General features: G+C 61.3%; 24 protein-coding genes and 1 tRNA gene. 14 read left to right on the top strand and 11 right to left on the bottom strand.

Going from position 1 to position 20,579, the window contains the following annotated elements:
• Positions 1-67 precede the first annotated feature (67 nt).
• From speB to MOV63_RS05085, 3 genes are all read left to right on the top strand, one after another.
• Positions 68-1,027: an agmatinase gene (gene speB / locus MOV63_RS05095; protein WP_247032127.1), complete on the top strand. Its 960-nt coding sequence runs from the start codon at positions 68-70 to the stop codon at positions 1,025-1,027.
• Between the two features lie 65 nt (positions 1,028-1,092).
• On the top strand, positions 1,093-2,025 hold the full coding sequence (gene argC, locus MOV63_RS05090) for an N-acetyl-gamma-glutamyl-phosphate reductase (protein ID WP_247032125.1): 933 nt from the start codon (positions 1,093-1,095) through the stop codon (positions 2,023-2,025).
• Positions 2,025-2,876 carry an aminoglycoside phosphotransferase family protein gene (locus MOV63_RS05085; RefSeq protein ID WP_247032123.1) on the top strand — a complete coding sequence of 284 codons (852 nt, stop codon included), beginning with the start codon at positions 2,025-2,027 and terminating at the stop codon, positions 2,874-2,876. Before argC ends, MOV63_RS05085 begins: the two co-directional genes overlap by 1 nt.
• Here the strand turns inward: MOV63_RS05085 and MOV63_RS05080 are convergent.
• A complete protein-coding gene (locus MOV63_RS05080) occupies positions 2,873-3,280 on the bottom strand; it encodes a DoxX family protein (RefSeq protein ID WP_038541898.1) in 408 nt (135 codons plus the stop codon). The genes MOV63_RS05085 and MOV63_RS05080 overlap by 4 nt on opposite strands.
• 157 nt (positions 3,281-3,437) lie before the next feature.
• Positions 3,438-4,538 carry a COX15/CtaA family protein gene (locus MOV63_RS05075; RefSeq protein WP_247032121.1) on the bottom strand — a complete coding sequence of 367 codons (1,101 nt, stop codon included), beginning with the start codon at positions 4,536-4,538 and terminating at the stop codon, positions 3,438-3,440.
• 144 nt (positions 4,539-4,682) lie between these two features.
• On the opposite strand from MOV63_RS05075, the gene MOV63_RS05070 reads away from it, so the two are divergent.
• Together MOV63_RS05070 and MOV63_RS05065 are read left to right on the top strand one after the other, a co-directional pair.
• A complete protein-coding gene (locus tag MOV63_RS05070; RefSeq protein ID WP_038541894.1) occupies positions 4,683-4,895 on the top strand; it encodes a DUF2842 domain-containing protein in 213 nt (70 codons plus the stop codon).
• 119 nt (positions 4,896-5,014) lie between these two features.
• Positions 5,015-6,274, top strand: a complete 1,260-nt coding sequence (locus tag MOV63_RS05065) for a GNAT family N-acetyltransferase (protein ID WP_247032119.1) — start codon at positions 5,015-5,017, stop codon at positions 6,272-6,274.
• On the opposite strand, the gene MOV63_RS05060 is transcribed toward MOV63_RS05065, so the two are convergent.
• Complete coding sequence (locus tag MOV63_RS05060; RefSeq protein WP_247032117.1) at positions 6,275-8,503, bottom strand: exopolysaccharide transport family protein; 2,229 nt, start codon at positions 8,501-8,503, stop codon at positions 6,275-6,277.
• 186 nt (positions 8,504-8,689) lie between these two features.
• On the opposite strand from MOV63_RS05060, the gene MOV63_RS05055 reads away from it, so the two are divergent.
• From MOV63_RS05055 to MOV63_RS05020, 8 genes are all read left to right on the top strand, one after another.
• Positions 8,690-9,274 carry a polysaccharide biosynthesis/export family protein gene (locus MOV63_RS05055; RefSeq protein ID WP_038541887.1) on the top strand — a complete coding sequence of 195 codons (585 nt, stop codon included), beginning with the start codon at positions 8,690-8,692 and terminating at the stop codon, positions 9,272-9,274.
• A 7-nt stretch (positions 9,275-9,281) separates the two neighbouring features.
• A complete protein-coding gene (locus tag MOV63_RS05050; protein WP_247032115.1) occupies positions 9,282-10,442 on the top strand; it encodes a glycosyltransferase family 4 protein in 1,161 nt (386 codons plus the stop codon).
• A gap of 99 nt (positions 10,443-10,541) precedes the next feature.
• Positions 10,542-12,095: an undecaprenyl-phosphate glucose phosphotransferase gene (locus MOV63_RS05045; RefSeq protein WP_247032113.1), complete on the top strand. Its 1,554-nt coding sequence runs from the start codon at positions 10,542-10,544 to the stop codon at positions 12,093-12,095.
• Complete coding sequence (locus MOV63_RS05040) at positions 12,092-13,363, top strand: O-antigen ligase (protein WP_247032111.1); 1,272 nt, start codon at positions 12,092-12,094, stop codon at positions 13,361-13,363. The genes MOV63_RS05045 and MOV63_RS05040 overlap by 4 nt, the downstream gene beginning before the upstream one ends.
• A gap of 31 nt (positions 13,364-13,394) precedes the next feature.
• The gene (locus MOV63_RS05035; RefSeq protein ID WP_038541878.1) at positions 13,395-13,688 is read left to right on the top strand and encodes a helix-turn-helix transcriptional regulator; all 294 of its coding nucleotides are present in this window, start codon (positions 13,395-13,397) and stop codon (positions 13,686-13,688) included.
• A gap of 73 nt (positions 13,689-13,761) precedes the next feature.
• The gene (locus MOV63_RS05030) at positions 13,762-13,911 is read left to right on the top strand and encodes a hypothetical protein (RefSeq protein ID WP_038541876.1); all 150 of its coding nucleotides are present in this window, start codon (positions 13,762-13,764) and stop codon (positions 13,909-13,911) included.
• Positions 13,912-14,015: 104 nt separating this feature from the next.
• Positions 14,016-14,204 (top strand): hypothetical protein, encoded by a 189-nt coding sequence (locus MOV63_RS05025; protein ID WP_247032109.1) that lies wholly within the window; start codon positions 14,016-14,018, stop codon positions 14,202-14,204.
• Positions 14,205-14,539: 335 nt separating this feature from the next.
• Positions 14,540-14,616: transfer RNA gene (locus tag MOV63_RS05020), tRNA-Pro, on the top strand.
• Between the two features lie 126 nt (positions 14,617-14,742).
• Here the strand turns inward: MOV63_RS05020 and MOV63_RS05015 are convergent.
• The 8 genes from MOV63_RS05015 to MOV63_RS04980 all read right to left on the bottom strand — a co-directional run bounded on the left by MOV63_RS05015 (position 14,743) and on the right by MOV63_RS04980 (position 20,078).
• Positions 14,743-15,210, bottom strand: a complete 468-nt coding sequence (locus MOV63_RS05015) for a BA14K family protein (RefSeq protein WP_038541872.1) — start codon at positions 15,208-15,210, stop codon at positions 14,743-14,745.
• Between the two features lie 99 nt (positions 15,211-15,309).
• A complete protein-coding gene (locus MOV63_RS05010) occupies positions 15,310-15,843 on the bottom strand; it encodes a MerR family transcriptional regulator (RefSeq protein WP_038541870.1) in 534 nt (177 codons plus the stop codon).
• 154 nt (positions 15,844-15,997) lie between these two features.
• On the bottom strand, positions 15,998-16,336 hold the full coding sequence (locus MOV63_RS05005; RefSeq protein ID WP_007770264.1) for an integration host factor subunit alpha: 339 nt from the start codon (positions 16,334-16,336) through the stop codon (positions 15,998-16,000).
• A 121-nt stretch (positions 16,337-16,457) separates the two neighbouring features.
• Entirely contained in the window at positions 16,458-17,429 is a 972-nt protein-coding gene (locus tag MOV63_RS05000) for a beta-ketoacyl-ACP synthase III (protein WP_037080647.1), read from the bottom strand.
• A gap of 20 nt (positions 17,430-17,449) precedes the next feature.
• A complete protein-coding gene (plsX, locus tag MOV63_RS04995) occupies positions 17,450-18,496 on the bottom strand; it encodes a phosphate acyltransferase PlsX (RefSeq protein ID WP_038549014.1) in 1,047 nt (348 codons plus the stop codon).
• A 153-nt stretch (positions 18,497-18,649) separates the two neighbouring features.
• The gene (locus tag MOV63_RS04990; RefSeq protein ID WP_038541865.1) at positions 18,650-19,216 is read right to left on the bottom strand and encodes a DUF177 domain-containing protein; all 567 of its coding nucleotides are present in this window, start codon (positions 19,214-19,216) and stop codon (positions 18,650-18,652) included.
• A 6-nt stretch (positions 19,217-19,222) separates the two neighbouring features.
• Complete coding sequence (locus MOV63_RS04985; RefSeq protein WP_247032107.1) at positions 19,223-19,774, bottom strand: ubiquinol-cytochrome C chaperone family protein; 552 nt, start codon at positions 19,772-19,774, stop codon at positions 19,223-19,225.
• Positions 19,725-20,078, bottom strand: a complete 354-nt coding sequence (locus MOV63_RS04980) for a hypothetical protein (RefSeq protein ID WP_162182319.1) — start codon at positions 20,076-20,078, stop codon at positions 19,725-19,727. Before MOV63_RS04980 ends, MOV63_RS04985 begins: the two co-directional genes overlap by 50 nt.
• Here MOV63_RS04980 and MOV63_RS04975 point away from each other — a divergent pair.
• A complete protein-coding gene (locus MOV63_RS04975) occupies positions 19,999-20,514 on the top strand; it encodes an outer membrane protein assembly factor BamE (protein WP_038541863.1) in 516 nt (171 codons plus the stop codon). The genes MOV63_RS04980 and MOV63_RS04975 overlap by 80 nt on opposite strands.
• Positions 20,515-20,579: the final 65 nt, after the last annotated feature.

Genomic DNA, 20,579 nt, shown 5'->3' with positions numbered 1-20,579 from the left:
CGCCCAGGCTTGCCTTGTCGGCCCTTATTGTCCAACGTTCCCGTTACGTTAACGATGGAGGGACGCCATGGCGGAAAAGTCGATCGACCATGCCTTCACTGCAAAAAGCCTGACCTCGGCCGCGTCGGACCCCACCTTTGCCGGGGCTCTGTCGTTCATGCGCCGCCGCTTCACCAAGGATCTGACGGGTGTCGATGCTGTCGTCTGGGGCATTCCCTTCGATGCCGCGACCTCCAATCGGCCGGGCGCGCGGTTCGGGCCGCAGGCGATCCGGCGGGCGTCGGCGATCTTCGACAACGATCCGCAATATCCGTTCCAGCGCGACCTTTTCGCCGAGATGGCCGTCGTCGATTACGGCGACTGCCTGCTCGACTACGGCAACCATCAGAAGACCCCGGCTGCGATCGAGGCCCAGGCGAATGTCATCCTCGACAGCGGTGCCTTCCTGCTGACGCTCGGCGGCGACCATTATGTCACCTGGCCGCTGCTCAAGGCGCATGCCGCCAAACACGGACCGATGGCGCTGGTGCAGTTCGACGCGCACCAGGATACATGGCTCGACGACGAAGGTCGTATCGATCACGGCTCCTTCGTGGCGCGGGCGGTGCGGGCCGACATTATCGACCCTGCCCGGTCAATCCAGGTCGGCATCCGCACCCACGCGCCGGAAGATTTCGGGATCCGCCTCGTCTACGGCCATGAGGTCGAGGAGATGATGGCAGCCGAGATCGCCGGGATGATCCTCGATCACGTCGGCGAAACGCCGACCTACCTCACCTTCGACATCGACTGCCTCGATCCGGCTTTCGCGCCGGGCACCGGCACGCCGGTCGCCGGTGGGCCTTCCAGCGCCAAGATCCTCTCGGTCCTGCGCCAACTTGGCCGCCTCGATATCCGCGGCGCCGATGTCGTCGAGGTGGCGCCGGCCTATGACCATGCGGATATCACCGCCATTGCGGGGGCGACGGTTGCGATGTATATGCTCGGACTTCGCGCGGAACGCCGTGCGGCTGCGTTAAATTTCTGAATCAACCTGCTGGTAAACTGAATCCGGCATCCAATCCAAGGCACTGATCTAACAGGACAATGACCATGACAGCGAAAATCTTCATCGATGGCGAACACGGCACCACGGGACTGCAGATCCGCACCCGCATGGCCGGCCGCCGCGACGTCGAACTGCTGTCGATCCCGGAAGCCGAGCGGCGCAACGCCGCCATGCGCGAGGATCTCCTGAACAGCGCCGATGTCGCCATCCTCTGCCTGCCGGACGATGCCTCGCGGGAAGCCGTGACCATGCTTGCCGGCAACAACAAGGTGCGGGTGATAGACACCTCGACCGCCTTCCGCGTCGATCCTTCCTGGGCCTATGGCTTTGCGGAGATGGACAAGGCGCAGGCAGACAAGATCAAGGCCTCCCGGCATGTCGCCAACCCGGGCTGTTACCCGACCGGCGCGATCGGCCTGATCCGGCCGCTGCGCGCCGCTGGCATCCTGCCCGACGGTTATCCGGTCACGGTCAACGCGGTCTCCGGTTATACCGGCGGCGGTAAGCAGATGATCGCGCAGATGGAAGACCCGTCGCGCGAAGATGCGATCTCGGCCAACAATTTTCTTTATGGCCTGCCACTCAAGCACAAGCACGTGCCGGAGATGAAGATCCACGGCCAGCTCGACCGTGCGCCGATCTTCTCGCCGTCGGTCGGCCGCTTCCCGCAGGGCATGATCGTCCAGGTGCCGCTCTTCCTCGAAGACCTCAAGGACGGCGCGACGATGGAGAGCATCCACAAGGTGCTGGTCGAGCATTATGCCGGGCAGGACATCGTCACCGTCGTGCCGCTCGAAGAGAGCAAGGCGCTTGCCCGCGTCGACGCGGAAGAGCTGGTCGACACCGACACGATGAAGCTTTTCGTGTTCGGCACGCCGGGCGGTGCGCATGTCAATCTCGTGGCCTTGCTCGACAATCTCGGCAAGGGTGCCTCGGGTGCGGCCGTCCAGAACATGGACCTGATGCTTTCGGCCTGATGACCGAAGGCATTCTCTTCCCTTTTTCCTTTCCTGCCGAATGGCGGATCGAAATCGCCAGACAGATCGCCGATACCGTCGTCGGCACCGTCCTTGAAGTGACGCGCGCCGACGGCGAGATCGATATCGTCAAGGTCCTGAAGCCCAAAGTGTTGGAAGACAGTCTTCGCGGGGCCGATTTCATGGCCTGGCGGGATGGCGTCGGCTGTATTCGGCTGATTGCGCGCTCGGGCGAGCTCCTGCTGATGGAGCATGCGGGCAAGGTGACGCTGCGCGACCATCTGGAAGCTCATGGCGACGCGGAAGCCACCCGCATCGCGGCCGAAGTCCTCATGGAGTATCACCGGCCGTCCGACATCGCTCCGCCCCCAACCATGATGCCGCTTTCCTGCTATTTCAAAAGCCTGTTCGGAAAGGCCGAAACGGACCGGCGTGACGGCATTGCCGGCCCCTTTATCGAGGCGGCGGAAATGGCGGAGACGCTGATCGCCGATCAGCGGGACATCAAGCCGCTGCATGGCGACCTGCATCACGAAAACATCATGCTTGGCCCGCGCGGTTGGTTGATCATCGATCCAGCCGGATTGATCGGTGATGCCGCGATGGACGTCGCCAACATGTTTTCCAATCCGCTCGACCGCTTCGACCTCACCCGCAGCGAAGAACGCATTGCCTCCATGGCTGCCGTCTTCGCTGAGACGCTCAGCCGCGATGTTCGCACTATTCTGCGTTATGCCTTCGCCTATGGCTGTCTCTCGGCCGCATGGCACGAAGAGGACGGCAATGCGAAAGACCGCGACGCCGAGCTTGCCGTCGCCGCCGCGGTCCACAGTGTGCTGCAACAGGCTTAAGCGAGCGTCCGCTTCAAACCCAGATGGACGGCGAGCTTCTCGCCGGGGCCATGCACGGCTGCGAAGAGCAGGCCGGCCAGGAAGGTGAAGTGGTCGACGAAGAAGCCGAACTCCGCCTGGTTGGCTTGCCAATGGCTCGGGCCATGGAAAGCGAAGGCCAGGAAGATGACGTAGGCGCCGGCAAGCAGCGCCGCTTCGGAGAAAAAGGCGCCGGTCAGGAATGCGAGAGCCAGCCCCACCTCGAAGATCGCCGCGATCCAGGCGAGGAACAGCGGGAACGGAAACCCGGCGCCCGAAATGAACCCGGCGGTCGCCTGCATATCGAGAAACTTGAACGTCGTCGCCATGACGAACACGCTGCCGAAGATCAGCCTTGCGACGAGAATTGCGATTGTCTTTGCCATAACCCTACCCTCTCCTTGGCCGAAGCCGATTGAACTATGTCCCAAGGACGGGCGACGGTCACCGCTTCCGACACGAGGCCGCAAATTTTTTGGAGAAACGACAGGCGGACATCGATCCGCCCGCCTAAGGCAAGGCTTCCATTCGATAGACGGGAGATCAGGTCCGCGTGACGATTGCAGTCTCTGGCGGATATTCGCCGACGAAACCGCGCCAATGGGCGACAGCAAAGCCGAGTACGATCAGGGCGACGGCTTGGTGCGTCAGCGCCAGATCGAGCGGCACCTGCATGACGAGTGTCGAAATGCCGATGACGGCTTGTAGCGTCACCAGCCCGAACAGCAGAACGGAACGACGGGCATGGGTCGAGCCGGGAGCCAGGCGAAGCGAGATCACCGTGTGCACGAGGGTGGCAGCCCACAAGAGGTAGGCGCCGCAGCGGTGCGCGAACTGCACCGTCTTCGGGTTCTCGAACAGATTGATCCACCAGGGCTGTTGGACAAAAATATCGCTCGGGATCAGTGCACCATCCATCAGCGGCCAGGTATTGTAAGAAAGGCCGGCATCGAGCCCCGCTACCAGCGCGCCAAGATAGATCTGGAAGAGGACCAGGAAGGCGATGCCGCCGGCTGCCCATTTGGACCTTGCCGTCGGCGGAAGATCACGGCTATGCGGCGAAAGCCCACGCATGATCCAGATACAGGCGGCGAAGATCAGACAGGCGATGACGAGGTGCGTTGCGAGCCGGTATTGCGAAACGCTGACCAGCTTGGTGAGGCCGGAAGACACCATCCACCAGCCGATGAACCCCTGGAAACCGCCAAGCGCCAGAAGGCCGACCAACGGACCGCGCAAGCGCTTTTCGATACGGCCGGTGAGCCAGAAGAAGATCAACGGCAGGGCGAAGACCATGCCGATCGAGCGGGCCAGGAACCGGTGCGCCCACTCCCACCAGAAGATCGACTTGAACTCGTCGACCGTCATGTCCCGGTTGATCTCCTGATATTGCGGAATGCGCTGGTAAAGGCGGAATTCCTCGTCCCATTCCGCAGCCGACAGCGGCGGGATGACGCCGTGGATCGGCTTCCATTCAGTAATCGACAATCCGGAATCGGTGAGCCGTGTCGCGCCGCCCACCAGAACCAGACAGAACAGCGTGAAGACGACGACGCCAAGCCATATGCGCACGGCCTTGCGGTCACGCTCGCGGCGCTTGGTGTGGTTCAGGACATCGATGATCACAGCATCGGTTGCCGACATGGGTGTGCTCCTGTCGCTCAAGCCAAAAGGACGCGGGTGCGGGCCAAGCATCCATCAAGCATTTCGCGTTGCTTTGCCCCATCAACCCATGCAAAACAAGCCCCGGCGCTTTGCGGCATGCGGTCGCGGATAGGAGAAGACGTCTTGGTCCCGCGTTTGAGAAGTTTCATCGGTACGATCCTGATCATCATCCTGGTGATCGTTTATGCGCTTGCCGCCACGACTTTCGCCATGCTGCTGCTCGCCACTTCACCCTGGTGGGTGCATTTCCTCTACTTCCTGATCAGCGGCCTCCTTTGGATCCTGCCGGCCATGCTGATCATCAAATGGATGGCCGGGCCGAAGCCCAAGGAATAGGCGGCTTTACCCCCGGTTAACCAGCGGCAGCGGTTTCGCGCGGCTTTCGCTCATCGGTAAACTGATTCTTGGCGCCCTCCCCTTATGTTGCCGGCAAAACGGCATCAGCGGGCGAGGCCATGCAGCAGCGGAAGATCCAACACGAAGAGCAGATCAAGGATGCGGATCCTCTCGGAACCGATGACCGGACGATACGATTGTCCGAGCTCACCCTCGTTTCGACCAACGATCTCCGGTCCGTTGAAGCCGAGTGGCGGCGCCTCGAACGGCTTTCCAAGAACTCCCTGCATCAGAGTTTCGACTGGTGTCTTGCCTGGGTCCAGGCGCATCATAGCGAACTTGCGATCATCCAGGGCGTTGTCGATGGCCGCACGCTTTTCATCCTGCCGCTCGAAGTCATACCGGAACGCCGCGCCCGGATCGCCCGTCTGCTCGGCCACCGCTTCAACAACGTCAATACCGGCCTCTTCGATGCGGAACTCGCCGCACCCGATGCGGAAGAACTGCAGAACTTCGCCTATGGCATAAGGCTCGCACTCTCCGACAAGGCGGACCTGGTCGTTCTCGACAATATCCCGCTTGTCTGGCGGGGCATACAGCATCCGCTGTCCGCGCTTGCTTCGATCGAAAACCAGAACCATTCCTTCCAGTTGCCGCTCTTTCAGAATTTCGAGGCGACGCTGGCGCAACTCAATGCGAAAAGCCGCCGCAAGAAATTCCGCTCGCAGAGCCGCAAGATCGAGGCGATCGGCGGTTATGATCACATCGTCCCGACCGATCCGGCCGAAAAGCATGTTCTGCTCGATATCTTCTTTCGCCAGAAAGGCGAGCGGCTGCGATTGTTCGGCCTGCCGGACGTCTTTCAATTTCCCGGTATCCAAGACTTCTTCCACCACCTGATGGACGTTCCGGTCAAGGGGACAGATACGCCGCTCATGCTGCATGCCATTCGGCTGCGCGGCGAGCACGAAGGGCACATCGCGGCGATTGCCGGCCTGTCGCGCAAGGGCGACCATGTCATCTGCCAGTTCAGCTCGATCGACGAGACGATCTGCCCGGAGGCGAGCCCCGGCGAATTGCTGTTCTGGCTGATGATCGAGCAGTCCTGCCGCGAGGGCGCTTCGGTGTTCGATTTCGGCGTCGGCGACCAGCCCTACAAGCGCAACTGGTGTACCCAGGAAACGGTGCAGTACGACATCCTGCTGCCGCTCACCTGGAAGGGTTCGCTGATGCGGCCGCTTTTGATCGGAGTGACCAAGGCGAAGGCTGCGATCAAGCGTAATCCGCACGTCTATGCGTTGGTGCAGCGGTGGCGGTCCCGCCGGTGCCCGAACCTGCCGGAAGCTCCCGCCTCCGACACGGAACCAGCAGCCGAATAATCAGGCGGCGCGGCGTTTTCCGGGACGTGGCGAATGCCGGTCGGCGGTCTGCGCCATGACCAGTAGATTGCCATAGCCGGCCGCTTCGAAATCCGTCACCAGTTCGGCGACTTCCTCATCCTTGAAGCCCGGAACCGACAGGACGATCTCGGCCATCGCATTGCGGGTCAGACGCGAGATGCCGGCGATCTCGGCGGGACCGCATTCGATCAGCACCAGGTCATAGGCATCCGCCAGCGCATCTATGATCATCGACAGGCGATCGACGCCGCGCATGGCACGCGCCGGATCCGAAGCGCCGTGCGGGATGATATGGGCGTCGGAAAACCGGTCCGGATGGATCGCATCGCCGAAGGCGGTTTCGCCGCACAGAAGGTCGGTAATGCCGGGCAGTTTCGGATTTTCCACCATCATCTGCGTCGGGGCGGCGGAACCGGTCATGTCGACCAGCACGACAGTGCGGCCGCGCTCGGCGAGTTCGCGGGCGAGCATGACGGTCGCAGTCGAGCCCTCGTCGCCACCCGGTGAAATGCCGATCGCCACAGGCACATCGTGGCGCTGCAGGTAATGCGCGACGGAGCCGATCGTGAAGCCGCGGTCGTCGACTTCCGCTACGGCACCCTCTGCCTCACTCTCCTTCTCGGAGAGCGATTGTTCGGCGATCTTGGCATAGGCGAGCGCTGCCGCATTTCTCGCGTTTTCCTGGGCCGGTTCCGGCCGGTCGAAGCGTGCCGCCTCTGCCTGCATCTGGTGGACCGGCAGCGGAGCGGCAGCAGCAGGGGCGGATGCGGCGGGTTCCAGCATGATGTCATTGTCGGCGTTACGAACGCCGGAGGGGCGCAATGCGCGGCCGGAGAAGAGCTCGGTGACGATGACGATCAGGCAGCCGAAGATCAAGGTGGCGAGCGAGACGACGATGACGATCGGGATGATCTTCGGGAAATAGGGTTCCGACGGTTCCACGGCCTTCGAGACGACACGGGCATCGGCCGGGCTCGAATTGCCCTCGAGGCGGGAACTCGCTTCGCGGTAGCGGGCAAGATAGGTTTCGAGAAGCTGGCGCTGGGCGGCGGCCTCGCGTTCCAGCGCGCGCAGGCCCACTTCCTCTTCGCCCGCCTTGGCGGAGTCCGCCTTCAAGCCGTTGAGCTGGCCCATCAACTGGCGTTCGCGGATGCGCGACATTTCGGCTTCGTTGTCGAGGCTCGCGAGAATCTTCTTTGTCTCGCTCTCGATCTGCTGGCGGATGCCGGAAAGCTGGCCGCGCAGTCCCTTCAGCCGCGGATGGCCTTCGAGCAGCGAGGTCGAGGAGTCGGCAATCTGCGCCTGCAAGTTGGCTTCCGCTTCCTTCAGCCGCTGGATGACCTGCGAACCGACGACATCGCTTAGCGTATCGGAAGCGCGGCCGGCTTTCAGGGCCGTTCGGACGTTTTCAGCGCGCGCCTCGGCATTCGCCCGTTCGCCGCGGATACGGGCAAGTTCGGTCGAAATGTCGTTGAGCTGCTGGGTCGAGAAGCTGTTGGTTTCGGTGGTCTGGAACAGGCCGTTGGAAGAGCGGTAGTTGGCAACCTTCTTCTCCGCCTCCTTGACCTTGCTGGTCAGGCTGGCGATTTCCGGCTCCAGCCATTTGGCGGTCTCGGAATGGGTGTCGAGCTTGGCACCGCTCTGGATCTGAAGGTAGGCCTGCGCCATCCGGTTCGGGATCTCGGCTGCGAGCTTCGGATCGCGTGAGGAAAACTCGATGGCAATGACGCGCGAATTCTCGACGGCATAGACATTCAGCTTATCGCGGAATTCCTTGATCACCCTGTCTTCCGGGTCGAGCTTCATCGGATCCTGCTTCAGGCCGATCAGGACCAGCGGGTCGGGAAGGAAGGACTGGGCGGCCGGATCGAATTCCTTGAGCTTGGCGAGGTTGAGGTCGCGGGCGACCCGCTTGATGAGATCGGTCGACTGCAGAAGCTGCGCCTGGCTGGTGATGTTGAGCGAGTCGAGCAGCGGGTCGTTGGCCTGCGCCGCGGCATCCCCTCCCGAAAGGTTGGGCGAGCGGGATTCGATCAGCATCCGCGTCTCGCTCTTGTAGCTGGGCTTCATCAGGCTGGTGCCGACCAGTGCGACCGCCGCCGCAACGATCGTTGCGGCCAATATCCTGGCCTTGCGTTCCCAGACCGCCGAGATGACCCGCCCGAGGTCGATATCCACGTCCTGATTGCCACCGTTTACGCCTGACATGATACGCTCCAACTGATCGGTTTCGGCGAAGAGTAAAGGATCATGGTAACGCGAGGGTTAATGGCCAAGTACAGCGTCGGAGCTCCAAGAAAATCCCCAAATTACCGGCCTCTTTACCGGGCATTAACCCTAACGGATCGATAACGGGGGCAGATGGTATGAACAGCCGGAGCCTCGAACGCGGAAATGTCCTTCGCCCCCTTCAATCGCGTGATGGCCAAACATGTGCTGGCGTTAGCGCTCGCTGCGACGGCGCTTGCCGGCTGCACGAGCTACGCGCCCGCCCCGAAAAGTTTCCAGCAGGCAACCGTCCAGCCCTACAGGCTCGACAGCGGTGACCGACTGCGCGTCAGCGTCTTTGAGCAGCCCGGCCTCACCAATACCTATACGGTCGACCAGGCCGGTTACATCGCCTTTCCGCTGATCGGCCAGGTGGTCGCCCGCGGCCAGACGCTGCCGGCGCTGGAAGGCTCGATTGCTTCCCGTCTCAAGCAGGGCTATCTGCGCGATCCGGATGTCACAGCCGAGATCGACCGCTACCGTCCCGTCTTCGTCATGGGCGAAGTCGGCCGGCCGGGGCAATATTCCTACGTGCCGGGGATGACTGCCCAGAACGCAATCGCGATCGCCGGCGGTTTCACCTCGCGCGGCAACCAGCGCGACGTCGACGTCACCCGCAAGATCAATGGCCAGGTGATCACCGGCCGCACCGTCATCTCTTCCACGGTGCTTGCCGGCGACACGATCTACGTCCGCGAGCGGCTGTTCTGACCGGTCCATGGCGGATAGCGCTCCCTTGCGGATACTCCACTGCTTCAGGTCGCCCGTCGGCGGGATCTTCCGCCATGTGCGCGATCTGGTCGAGGAGCACCGGGCGGCCGGCCACGAGGTCGGCATCCTGTGCGACAGCTCGACCGGTGGAGCGCATGAGGATCGTCTCTTCGACAGCATCAGGCCGCATCTTTCGCTCGGCCTCACCCGTATTCCGATGCGCCGCGCAATTGCGCCTTCCGATTTCGTGGCGATCTACAAGAGTTACAGACATATCAAGAGCTTGCAGCCGGACATTTTGCACGGGCACGGCGCCAAGGGTGGCGCCATTGCCCGGCTGATCGGCTCAGCCCTGCGGGTCAACAAGTATCGCGTAGCCCGCCTCTATTCGCCGCATGGCGGCAGCCTGCATTTCAGCCGGTCCAGCCTTTCCGGCCAGGCCGTGCTGCGGCTGGAACGCTTCCAGGAGCATTTCGGGGACGCGCTGGTGTTCGTCTGCGACTACGAACGGCGCACCTACGAGGCCAAGGTCGGCAAGCCGCGAAAAGTCTCCCAGGTGATCTACAACGGTATCAAGGACGCCGAGTTCGAAACCATCGGCGCCGACCACGGGGCACCGCATTTCCTCTATATTGGCATGCTGCGCGACCTCAAGGGGCCGGATGTGTTCATCGACGCCTTCGCCCGCACCGAAAGGGCGGTCGGTCATCCGCTTTCGGCGCTGATGGTCGGCGACGGCCCTGATCGCGACCGCTATGAGGCGATGATGGCCGAGCGCGGGCTTGGCCGGCGCATCCAGATGAAGCCGGCCATGCCGGCGCGCGACGCGTTCGCCATGGCGAAGATCGTCGTCGTCCCATCCCGTGCCGAAGCGATGCCCTATATCGTGCTCGAGGCGCTGGCGGCCGGCAAGCCGGTGATCGCCTCCCGGGTCGGCGGCATTCCGGAAGTGCTCGGCGAGGCGAGTGCTGCCCTTGCCATCCCCGGCGATGCCGATGATCTCGCCCGCGTCATGACGCAAGCGGTCACGACGCCCGGCTGGCAGGATGCGGTGATGCCGAAACCGGAGGCCTTCAAGGCGGTGTTTTCCGCCTCGGTCATGGCCCGCGAAATGCTCGGCCTGTATCAAGATCTGACAGGTTCGAGACCGGATTCGGGGCGCGGCTAAAGGCTTCCTTCACCTCTTTTTGGTATGCGTTTCCCATTGCTTCCAGCGTTACCGGGGCTTCCAGCGCCGCCGGCCCCGGAAGGCCAAAGGGATCGGTCCATGAACCAGCCGAACAAGTCCGAGCAGTTCGATGTCGAAAGCCTTCGCAAGAAGGTTTCGGAACTCCGAGCTGCCGACGAAAAGCATGATCCGGTGAACGCCACGGTGCTCAATCCGTTTGCGCGCCAGATTGCAGAGCAGTTCCGCAACGATAGCTATTCGCCGACGATGCTGATCGGCCAGTTCCGGTTGTTCGAGCTGCTGGCCATGCTCGGGATCGGCCTTGGCGTCGGGGCGCTTTTCGCACCGATTGATCTCACCGGCTTTTTCGCCCGCTTCGCCCTCGTCGCCTGGGGCTCGACACTCACGGTCCTGCTTCTGCAGGTGGCCGATACCTATCAGATCCCCTCGCTGCGTGGCGCCTCGCGCGCCGCCAAACGTGTTTTCGTCTGCTGGACGATCGGTTTTCTGCTGACGGCGTCCACCCTTTTCCTCGTCGAACACGAGCCCTATCCGCTTTCCGGCTTTATCGCCTGGTTCGTCACCAGCGCCGCGTTCCTCTTCCTCGAACGGCAGCTCACCGCCTTTGCCATCCGTCACTGGGGGCGCAATGGCGTGATGGAGCGTCGCGCCATCATCGTCGGCGGCGGTGAACCGGCCAAGCAGCTTGTCCGCCAGCTCGAACAGCAGCCCGACAACGACATCCGCATCTGCGGCATTTTCGACGATCGCAACAGCGAACGCTCGCCGACCGTCGTCGCCGGCTATCCGAAGCTCGGGACCTTCGCCGAGCTTATCGAATTCGCCCGCCTTGCCCGCATCGACATGCTGATCATCGCGCTGCCTGCAACGGCCGAGGCCCGCATCCTGCAGCTGCTGCGCAAGCTCTGGGTATTGCCGGTCGATATCCGCCTTGCCGCCCATGCCAATCGCCTGCGTTTCCGCCCCCGCTCCTATTCGCATGTGGGCGCGGTACCGATGTTCGACATTTTCGACAAGCCGATCCGCGACTGGGACTCGGTCGCCAAGCGCGTCTTCGACATCGTCTTTTCGGTTGTCGGCCTCCTTCTCACCTGGCCGATCATGCTGGCTGCGGCAATCGCCGTGAAGGCGACCTCAAAGGGGCCGATCCTGTTCCGCCAGAAGCGCCACGGCTTCAACAACGAGATCATCGACGTCCTGAAGTTCCGTTCAATGTACACCGACCTCGGCGACCAGACCGCAATCAAGGCGGTCACCAAGGGCGACCCGCGCGTCACCCCGGTCGGTCGCTTCCTGCGCAAATCCTCGATCGATGAACTGCCGCAGCTGTTCAACGTGCTGCGCGGCCAGCTTTCGCTCGTCGGACCGCGCCCACATGCGGTGCTCGCCCAGACGGGCACGCGCAAATATGTCGACGTAGTCGAGAGCTATTTCGCCCGCCACCGCGTCAAGCCGGGCGTCACCGGCTGGGCGCAGATCAACGGCTTGCGTGGCGAGCTCGACAGCGACGAGAAGATCCGTGCCCGCACGGCCTACGACCTCGATTATATAGAGAACTGGTCGCTGCTCTTCGACCTCAAGATCCTGTTCCTGACGCCGATCCGGCTGCTCAACACGGACAATGCCTATTGAGCACGCTCGACTATAACCGCGCAGGCGGCCACCCGGTGGGTTTCGACAGCCGGCTGGCGGCCGTAAAGCTGGCCGGTTCCGGCCTGATCGCTTTTGGCGTCTTCCTTTCCGGCTTCGTCATTTCCGAACCTGCGCCTTACGAACTGATCATGGTAATCCAGATCGGCATCTGGTTCCTGCTCGGCCTGAAGATATCGCGTACCGTCGGACCGCTTCTGGTGATGATGCTGACGTTCAACATGAGCGGCCTGTTCTCCATGTTCGTCATGAAGGACATGAGCGAGGCGCCGATGTATTTCGCCGTCTCCACCTTCCTGGCGCTGAGTTCGGTCTTTTATGCGGCGATCATCGAGAACGACCACCGGCGCCTGAACCTGATCTTCAAGGCCTGGGTCATCGCTGCAATCATCACCTCGCTGCTCGGCGTTCTCGGCTATTTCAACGCCTTTCCGGGCTCGCATGTGTTCACCCGCTATAATCGCGCCATGGGTGCCTTCCAGGACCCGAATGTCTTCGGCCCCTATCTCGTCGCCCCCCTCCTCTACCTCCTCTACCGGTTGCTGACCGGACCGCTGATAAAAGCGCCGCTGCTGATCGCCGGCATCCTCATCCTGGCGCTCGGCATCTTCCTGTCCTTCTCGCGCGCCGCCTGGGGCCTTCTGATATTTGCCGGCGTCGCTCTGGTGATCGTCATGCTCCTCAAGGAGCGCACGACCGCCTTCCGGTTCAAGATCCTGGCGATCGCCGGAGGTGCTGCGATATTCCTCGTCCTCGCCCTGGCGATCGCGCTGCAGTTCCCGCAGGTTTCCGACCTGTTCACGAACCGCGCCAAGCTGGTGCAGGACTATGACGGCGCCCGCCTTGGCCGTTTCGAGCGCCACAAGATCGGCTTCCTGATGGCCATGGAACGGCCGCTCGGGCTGGGGCCGATGGCCTTTGGCAAGATCTTCGGCGAGGACGAGCACAATATCTGGCTGAAGACACTCACCACCTATGGCTGGCTCGGCGCGATCACCTATCAGATCATGATCTGGTCGACGCTGTGGTTTGGCTTCCGCTACATGCTGCGCGAACGCCCGTGGCAGGCCTATCTGATGATCGCCTGGGTGATGATATTGGGCCATGCGATCATCGGCAACGTCATCGACACCGACCACTGGCGGCATTTCTACCTCCTGCTCGGCATCGTCTGGGGCTGCGTGGCGCTGGAACATCGTTTCATCCGATCGCAGCGACGATCCTGCTCTGCGGCCGACAACGCCGCTTGACTTCGGCGCCCAGCGCTCCAGATTCCCTATCATGCTGACGGTTTCTCAACTCCGCGCCGCACGCGCGATGACAGGAATGACGGTGGAGGAGTTGGCCGCCGCGTCAGGGCTTTCCAAATCTGCGATCGAAGAAGCCGAGGCCTCGCAAGTCTTCGCAAACGCCGGCGTCACCGATCGGTTGCGTTCAATCTTCGAGTCGAAGGGCGTGCTTTTCCTCGGCGCGGGTGAGGACGATGCGGGCGCCGGGCCGGGGCTCAGGCTGCGCCAGCAGTTTCACGACGAGGGAATCCGCCCCCAGAACCTCAACGCCGCAAACGACGACTGAAATCGCTGCAGCGCGGGAACTCTTTGAGATCTCACGCGTTTCCCCGCCGCCAGACAACGTGCAGGGGGTACGCATGACACGCATCAATAACCTTTATCTCATTATCGGCGCCTTGCTTGTCGCCGTCGTCGGCCTCGGTTTTTACGTCTATCGCGAAGAAACCAAGCCCAGAGGCGTCGAGCTCAGCATCGGCCAGAATGGTATTAAAGTCCAAGAAAAGTGAGGGTTCGTTAGAGGATACATTATTAACGATAGAAGCTCAGAGTTGTCCGGAACAAAATTTGCCACGCGAGTTTAGGTTCGAACAAGCAAGAAAAGGGGATACTTATGTCGACGCATATGAATCTCGACGATATCGATAGTAAAGGCTTGAAGAAAGTCTGGAGCGTTGCGGAGTTCGCAAAGCGCTATCGTATCGATCAAGACGAAGAAATCCGCCTTCTGAAACTTCTCGGACCTTTTGCGTCTCAGCAAGAACTCTTGATGAATGCAAGCCGGGCGCCGCGTTTTCGCTAAGCATTACATAGATACCGCAGCTAATCTTTTAGCCCGCCTTCATGCCGAAGTTTCCAGCATGCGCAACTTCGTTTTATATCTAAGATTATCTTCCGCAGAAATCTCTGCAATCCCCTTATAGTTGGTCTTCCGAGCGGTTAACCGCGGCTGCAGCCTCGGTGATGCCCGTGCCGCTGCCCACGACGAAGGCTTTCGCGATGCCCGAGTTCGGACGCGGCTTTTATGTTCACCGGCGCGTTCTTATGCCGACCACCCTCTTTTTCTTCCGATCGAAGGATTTTGAGCTTGCGCCGGCAAAGCGGAGCGACTAGGGAAAACATGCTCATTGAGCAGGTCGGGGCGTAGCGCAGCCCGGTAGCGCACTTGACTGGGGGTCAAGGGGTCGTCGGTTCAAATCCGGCCGCCCCGACCAATTAAATCCCCTTGAAATCTCAGTCAGATCAAAAACCTTTTCCGAGAACCGGGACTTCCCCACGTGATTTACCCGCCCCACCGGATTGGCAGGGCAGGCTGACGTTGTTATCCGGTTCAACGGATGTCAGTAGGGCGAATAGCACTGCTGACGCGGGCCGTAATAGGGCTGGAACGTGTTATCGTAGGCCCTGTAGGACCGGTAGCGGGCATAGCACCAGTTTACATGTGCATTGCCACCGACATAACGCCGGGGGGCGTAGTAGCGCGGTCGGTAGTAACGCGGAGCGTATCTCGGTGCATAACGCGGCTGGGCCAGCGCGCCGCCGATGATCGCGCCAAGGGCAAGCCCTCCGATGATCGCACCGGCATCCGGGCCACGGCGATGGCGGCGGTAATAGCGGTCGCCATCGTAGCGGTCGCGGTAATAGCGGCGGCCTTCCCAGCCGTCACGATCGCGCCAGTACTGTACCTGCTGGATATCCTGGGACGCTTCGATCCTCGGGGCGGCGATCGACGGGAAAGCCTGGGCCGGAACGACACCGCTAAAGGCCGTAATCAGGGATAAAACGGCGACGGCGAGCTTTTTCTTCATAATTCACCTCCTCTGATTCTCCTTGTGAAGAAATGATCCTTCATTTCTCCTGAACCAGAGGTGAATGGTAAATTTTTCTTAACTTTGCCGCGAGTTGAATTAGCGAACCTGATCCAGGAGGCGTTTGCATTCCAGAAGGTCGAACAGTGCCTCCTGCAACAGGGCGCGGTCTTCCTTGCCAATGCTGGACTTGCCGATCGAGACTTCCACGTCGTCCTCGTGGGTGCCGCCGAAGCCGAAAAAGCGGCCGCTCGGCTTCACCTTGGGGCGGCCGACGATCTGATCCTCTTCGGCCGTGCTGATCTTCGGCTCGACCTGCTTTTCGCTGTTTGCCGCCATGATCGCTTCCATCGTGGCGAGATCGCCAGACGCGATCGCCGAGACGAACTTGTTGCCGTTCATCTTCAGAAGCTTCTGCACGCCTTTTATGGTGTAACCGTGATCGTAGAGCAGGTGACGGATGCCCTTCAGGAGATCGACGTCCTCGGGACGATAATAACGCCGCCCGCCGCCGCGCTTCATCGGCCGGATCTGCGGGAAACGCGTTTCCCAGAAGCGCAGCACGTGCTGCGGCAGGTCGAGGTCGTCGGCGACCTCGCTGATCGTACGAAAGGCGTCCGGGCTCTTCTCCAAAGGTCACACTCCAAACGGCAGGCTGCCCATGCCCCAAGGGCAGACTCATAGCCTCCAATTCATGCGCGGATTATGCGCCGAATCGGACATATCTCAACGGCTTAAGCCGGGAGATTCAAGCATGTTCACAGGATTGCGGAAAGGGCGCCGGGGTTCAGGCGACAGGGCTTGCCGGCTTCAGTTTCGCCTTGCGCGCCGTGTGCGCCTTGAGGATACGGCTCTTCAGTACATTGGAGGCCTTGAACGTCATCACCCGACGCGGAGAAATCGGCACTTCCTCGCCGGTCTTCGGATTGCGGCCGATCCGCTCGTTCTTGGAACGCACCTGGAAGGTCGCGAAGGAGGAAAGCTTGACCACCTCGCCCCGCACGATCGCGTTACAGATTTCGTCTATGACCGTCTCGACGAGCTCGGCCGATTCCGTCCGCGAAAGTCCGACCTTGCGGAAAACCGATTCCGCCAGATCCGCGCGTGTTACTGTCTTGCCGGCCATGATCCCCGCCCAATTTTCGAAATTGATCTTATCAAAGCCGATAGAGAGTATTTTGCTTGAGCGCGAGGGTCAAGCACCTGTGCTCAATCGCTTATTTACGTTTCGGCCAATCATTGCAGCCCTACCAGCGGACCAGCAATGCGCCCCACGTAAAACCGCCGCCCATGGCTTCGAGCATCACCAGATCGCCCTTCTTGATGCGCCCGTCGGAGGCGGCAACCGAAAGTGCCAAAGGAATCGATGCAGCCGAGGTATTACCATGCAGATCGACGGTCACGACGACCTTTTCCAAAGGAATACCGAGTTTCTTCGCCGAGCCGTCGATGATGCGGCGGTTGGCCTGGTGCGGCACCAGCCAGTCGAGATCGTCTGCCGTCGTGCCGGTCGCGGCGAACGCGCTGTCGATCACGTCGGTGATCATGCCGACCGCATGCTTGAAGACCTCGCGGCCTTCCATGCGCAGATGTCCGACCGTGCCCGTCGAGGACGGGCCGCCATCGACATAGAGCTTGTCCTTATGCGAGCCGTCGGAGCGCAGATGAGCGGTGAGCACGCCTCGGTCGGCAATGGTCCCCTCGCCTTCCGCCGCCTCCAGCACCAGCGCACCGGCGCCATCGCCGAAAAGCACGCAGGTGGTACGATCCTTCCAGTCGAGGATGCGGGAAAAGGTCTCGGCGCCGATCACCAGCACACGCTTTGCCATTCCACCGCGGATATGCAGATCGGCGGTCGCCATCGCGTAGACGAAGCCGGTGCAGACCGCCTGCAGATCGAAGGCGTAGCCGTGGGTCATGCCCAGCCGATTCTGGATATTGACGGCGGTCGCCGGAAAGGTGTTGTCGGGCGTCGAGGTCGCGACCAGCACGAGATCGATGTCATCCGGCGTCAAACCGGCGTTTTCGAGCGCCGCACGCGCCGCCTGCTCGCCGAGAGAGGCGGTCGTCTCGCCCTCGCCGGCGAGATAACGCTGACGAATGCCCGTGCGCTGCACGATCCATTCGTCGGAGGTCTCGACGATGTCTTCCAACTCGCGATTGGTCACTACCCGCTTCGGGAGCGCTGCCCCATAACCGCGAACCACTGAACGGATCATTCTTAACTCACATCCTGTCGTCATGCCGCTTCGGGGCCAGCCGGGGGCTGGCGGCGGGCATGGTAAATTGCAAGATCCTGCCGGATCTTCGCGTTGAGATCGTTGCGTGCCATGTCATAGCCGACATCGATCGCGGCAGCAAAACCGTCGGCATTGGCACTGCCATGGCTCTTGATGACGATGCCGTTCAAGCCGAGGAACACGCCGCCATTGACCTTGTTCGGATCCATCTTCTCGCGCAGCCTGTCGAAGGCGGGCTTGGCGAGAAGATAGCCGATCCTGGCCAGCAGCGTGCGCGACATCGATTCGCGCAGAAGCGTGGCGATCTGCCGGGCCGTGCCCTCCGCCGCCTTCAGCGCGATATTGCCGGTAAAACCTTCGGTCACCACCACATCGACGGTGCCCTTGCCGATGTCGTCACCTTCGACGAAACCGTGATAGGCGATCGTCGGCAGGTTGGCCTCGCGGATCAGCCGCCCGGCCTCCTTGACCTCTTCCTGGCCCTTCACCTCTTCGACGCCGACGTTCAGAAGCCCGACGGTCGGTCGGTCCACTTCGAAGAGGGAGCGTGCCATGGCCCCGCCCATGATCGCAAAATCGAAAAGTTGCTGAGCGTCGGCACCGATCGTCGCGCCGATATCGAGGACGATGCTCTCGCCCTTGAGGGTCGGCCATATGCCGGCGATCGCCGGGCGTTCGATATTGGCCATGGTGCGCAGACAGAACTTCGCCATCGCCATCAGGGCACCGGTATTGCCGGCCGAGACCACGACTTCCGCTTCGCCGAGCTTTACCGCCTCGATCGACCGCCACATTGTCGAGACATAACGGCCGCGGCGCAAGGCCGCGCTCGGCTTCTCCTCCATGCTGACGGCCAGTTCGCATTCGTGGAAGACGGATTTATCCCGCAGTTTTGGATATTTCGCCAAGACCGGCTCGCATTGGACCTTCAGCCCATAGATGAGGAAGGTCACATCCGGGTGGCGTTCCAGTGCCTTGGCGGCACCGGCAATGACGACCTCGGGACCAAAATCGCCGCCCATGGCATCGATAGAAATTCTGATCACGCGTCCCTGATCCTTATCTTCGCCGAACGCACGCCCCAATCGGGGACCATGCGCCAGTTCTCACGTCTCCAACGGCCCTTCGCTCCTCATGCGGGGCCGTGTCGGCGAATTCGTGGCCAAAATATAGTTTTTGCTGTCGCTTACAACCCGTCCTCAATCCTTTTTCCAGTCCTTAAGGACGGCAAAGGGATTGGGGCGTCCGGACTTTTCATCCGGATCGCCTTCCAGGTGATCGGCGAACTCGACGCCGGGTTCGCGGGGATAAGGATCGATCGCAAGTGCTGCGAATTCGGCCACCACTTCGCCGACATCGATCGTGTCGCCGACAAACATTTCGGGAAGATCGGGACCATCGGGATCGATCACCATCTCCGCCGTATCGCTGGTCACGACCCGCGCGAGCTTCGACCCTTCAGGCACGAAGATCTGCTCGAACGGCTCGTCTATCTTCGATGCCACCGGCTCGAGCGTGACGACCGAGGACTGGACGATATCGGCCTGGACGCGTCCCTTGAGACGCACCCCGTCCTTCTTCCAGCGGGCGATCTGCAGTTCGGCCTTCAACGAACCGACCGAAACGACCTGCCACAGCTTTGCGAGACCCACGAGCTCGCGCGCATCCGCTTCGAGCTTCACGGTCACCGCATTGGCGGAAATATTCCCGACTTTGACGGGATAGGAAAAGGGAGGCTTTTCGCCTGCGCCATGGTCGTTCTTCATCAAACCTCACTCTTCTCGCGGCAGCGGGCCCGGCAGGGGCAAAACCGCGTGCCCGCGGGAAATCTCATCTTCGGAAATGCCGGCAAGCGCCCTCTCCACAACGATCATCCAGTCCGCCAGCCCTCGCATCCCAGGCGCATCCTCCGTCTTGGGATAGATATTCCGGCTGAGGGCCGAGGCAAGCGCCCCGCTGTCCTTGCCTTCAAGAGCGGCGGCATAGGTCTCCACCCGGCCATAAAACATCCCGGCCAGCTTTTTCATGCGCTTCGGCACGCTCTGGTCGCCGATGCCGAGCTCGCGGATGGAGTGGTCGATATCCTGGAAAAAAGCGTCGACGATCTCCTGGGCCAGCTCCTGCCCGCTCGAATCGGACTTCGCGGTGCGCCGGAAGAACAGGATCATCACGATCGAGAGCATCTCGAAACGGCCCATGACCGTGTCCGGTACGTCCAGATCGCTATAAAAGAACGGTACACGCGCCATCGACGTCAAGGTCGAGTATTGGCGGTCAACAATCGCGTGGTTTTGGTTTTTCTTCTTGAAAAGGCCGAAGATCATCTGAATTCCCGTTATTTGCCTCCAGGAATGGGCCAGCCTGCCGCCGGCCATGTTGCATGGAAACGAAAGCTGGTTTACCGAAGCATGCACGAATTGCAATGCCGTTCCGCCGGATCAGCGAACGGGGTGGGATCTTCGCGGCCTTAACATCCAGGTCGGGATCGGTCTTATGTCCCTGAATAGCCACAATGGTAGGGTCAGCAGGGGCAGGTTGAGTTTGGGGGATGCCGTTGAACAAGCGGGTTTTCGGATACGAGATGACATTCTTGAGTAAAACCGCGATGGCAATGGTCGTCGCATCCATCACCGTCTCGGGTTGCACGTCCATGCATATCGGCGACACCATGTATAACGGCTACGTGGTCGACCAGAAATCGCTGGAACTCATTCCGGTCGGGTCGAGCCGCGAGCAGGTGCTGCTGACGATGGGCACACCCTCGACGACGGCCACCTTCGATACCGAGGTGTTCTACTACATCTCGCAGAAACGCGAGCGTGCGGCGGCCTTCATGAAGCCGAAGATCGTCGACCAGACGGTGCTCGCCATCTATTTCGACAAGGACGGCGTCGTCGCCCGTCGCGCCAACTATGCGATGCAGGATGGCAAGGTGTTCGACACGATTTCGCGCACGACACCGACCGGCGGCCGCGACCTCACCTTCCTGCAGCAGCTGCTTTCCGGCGGCTCCAGCGCTGGTGGAGCGGCAGCGCGCAGCATCTTGTCCGGCTTCGGCAAATAAGCACCGGAAAACGGATACAAAAATCCAAAAAGCCCGCGAGGATCACTCCTCGCGGGCTTTTTGTC

The sequence above is a fragment of the Neorhizobium sp. SHOUNA12A genome, assembly GCF_023006505.1.
In the GTDB taxonomy this organism is placed as follows: domain Bacteria; phylum Pseudomonadota; class Alphaproteobacteria; order Rhizobiales; family Rhizobiaceae; genus Neorhizobium.
This window is presented reverse-complemented; position numbering and strand designations above follow the sequence as displayed.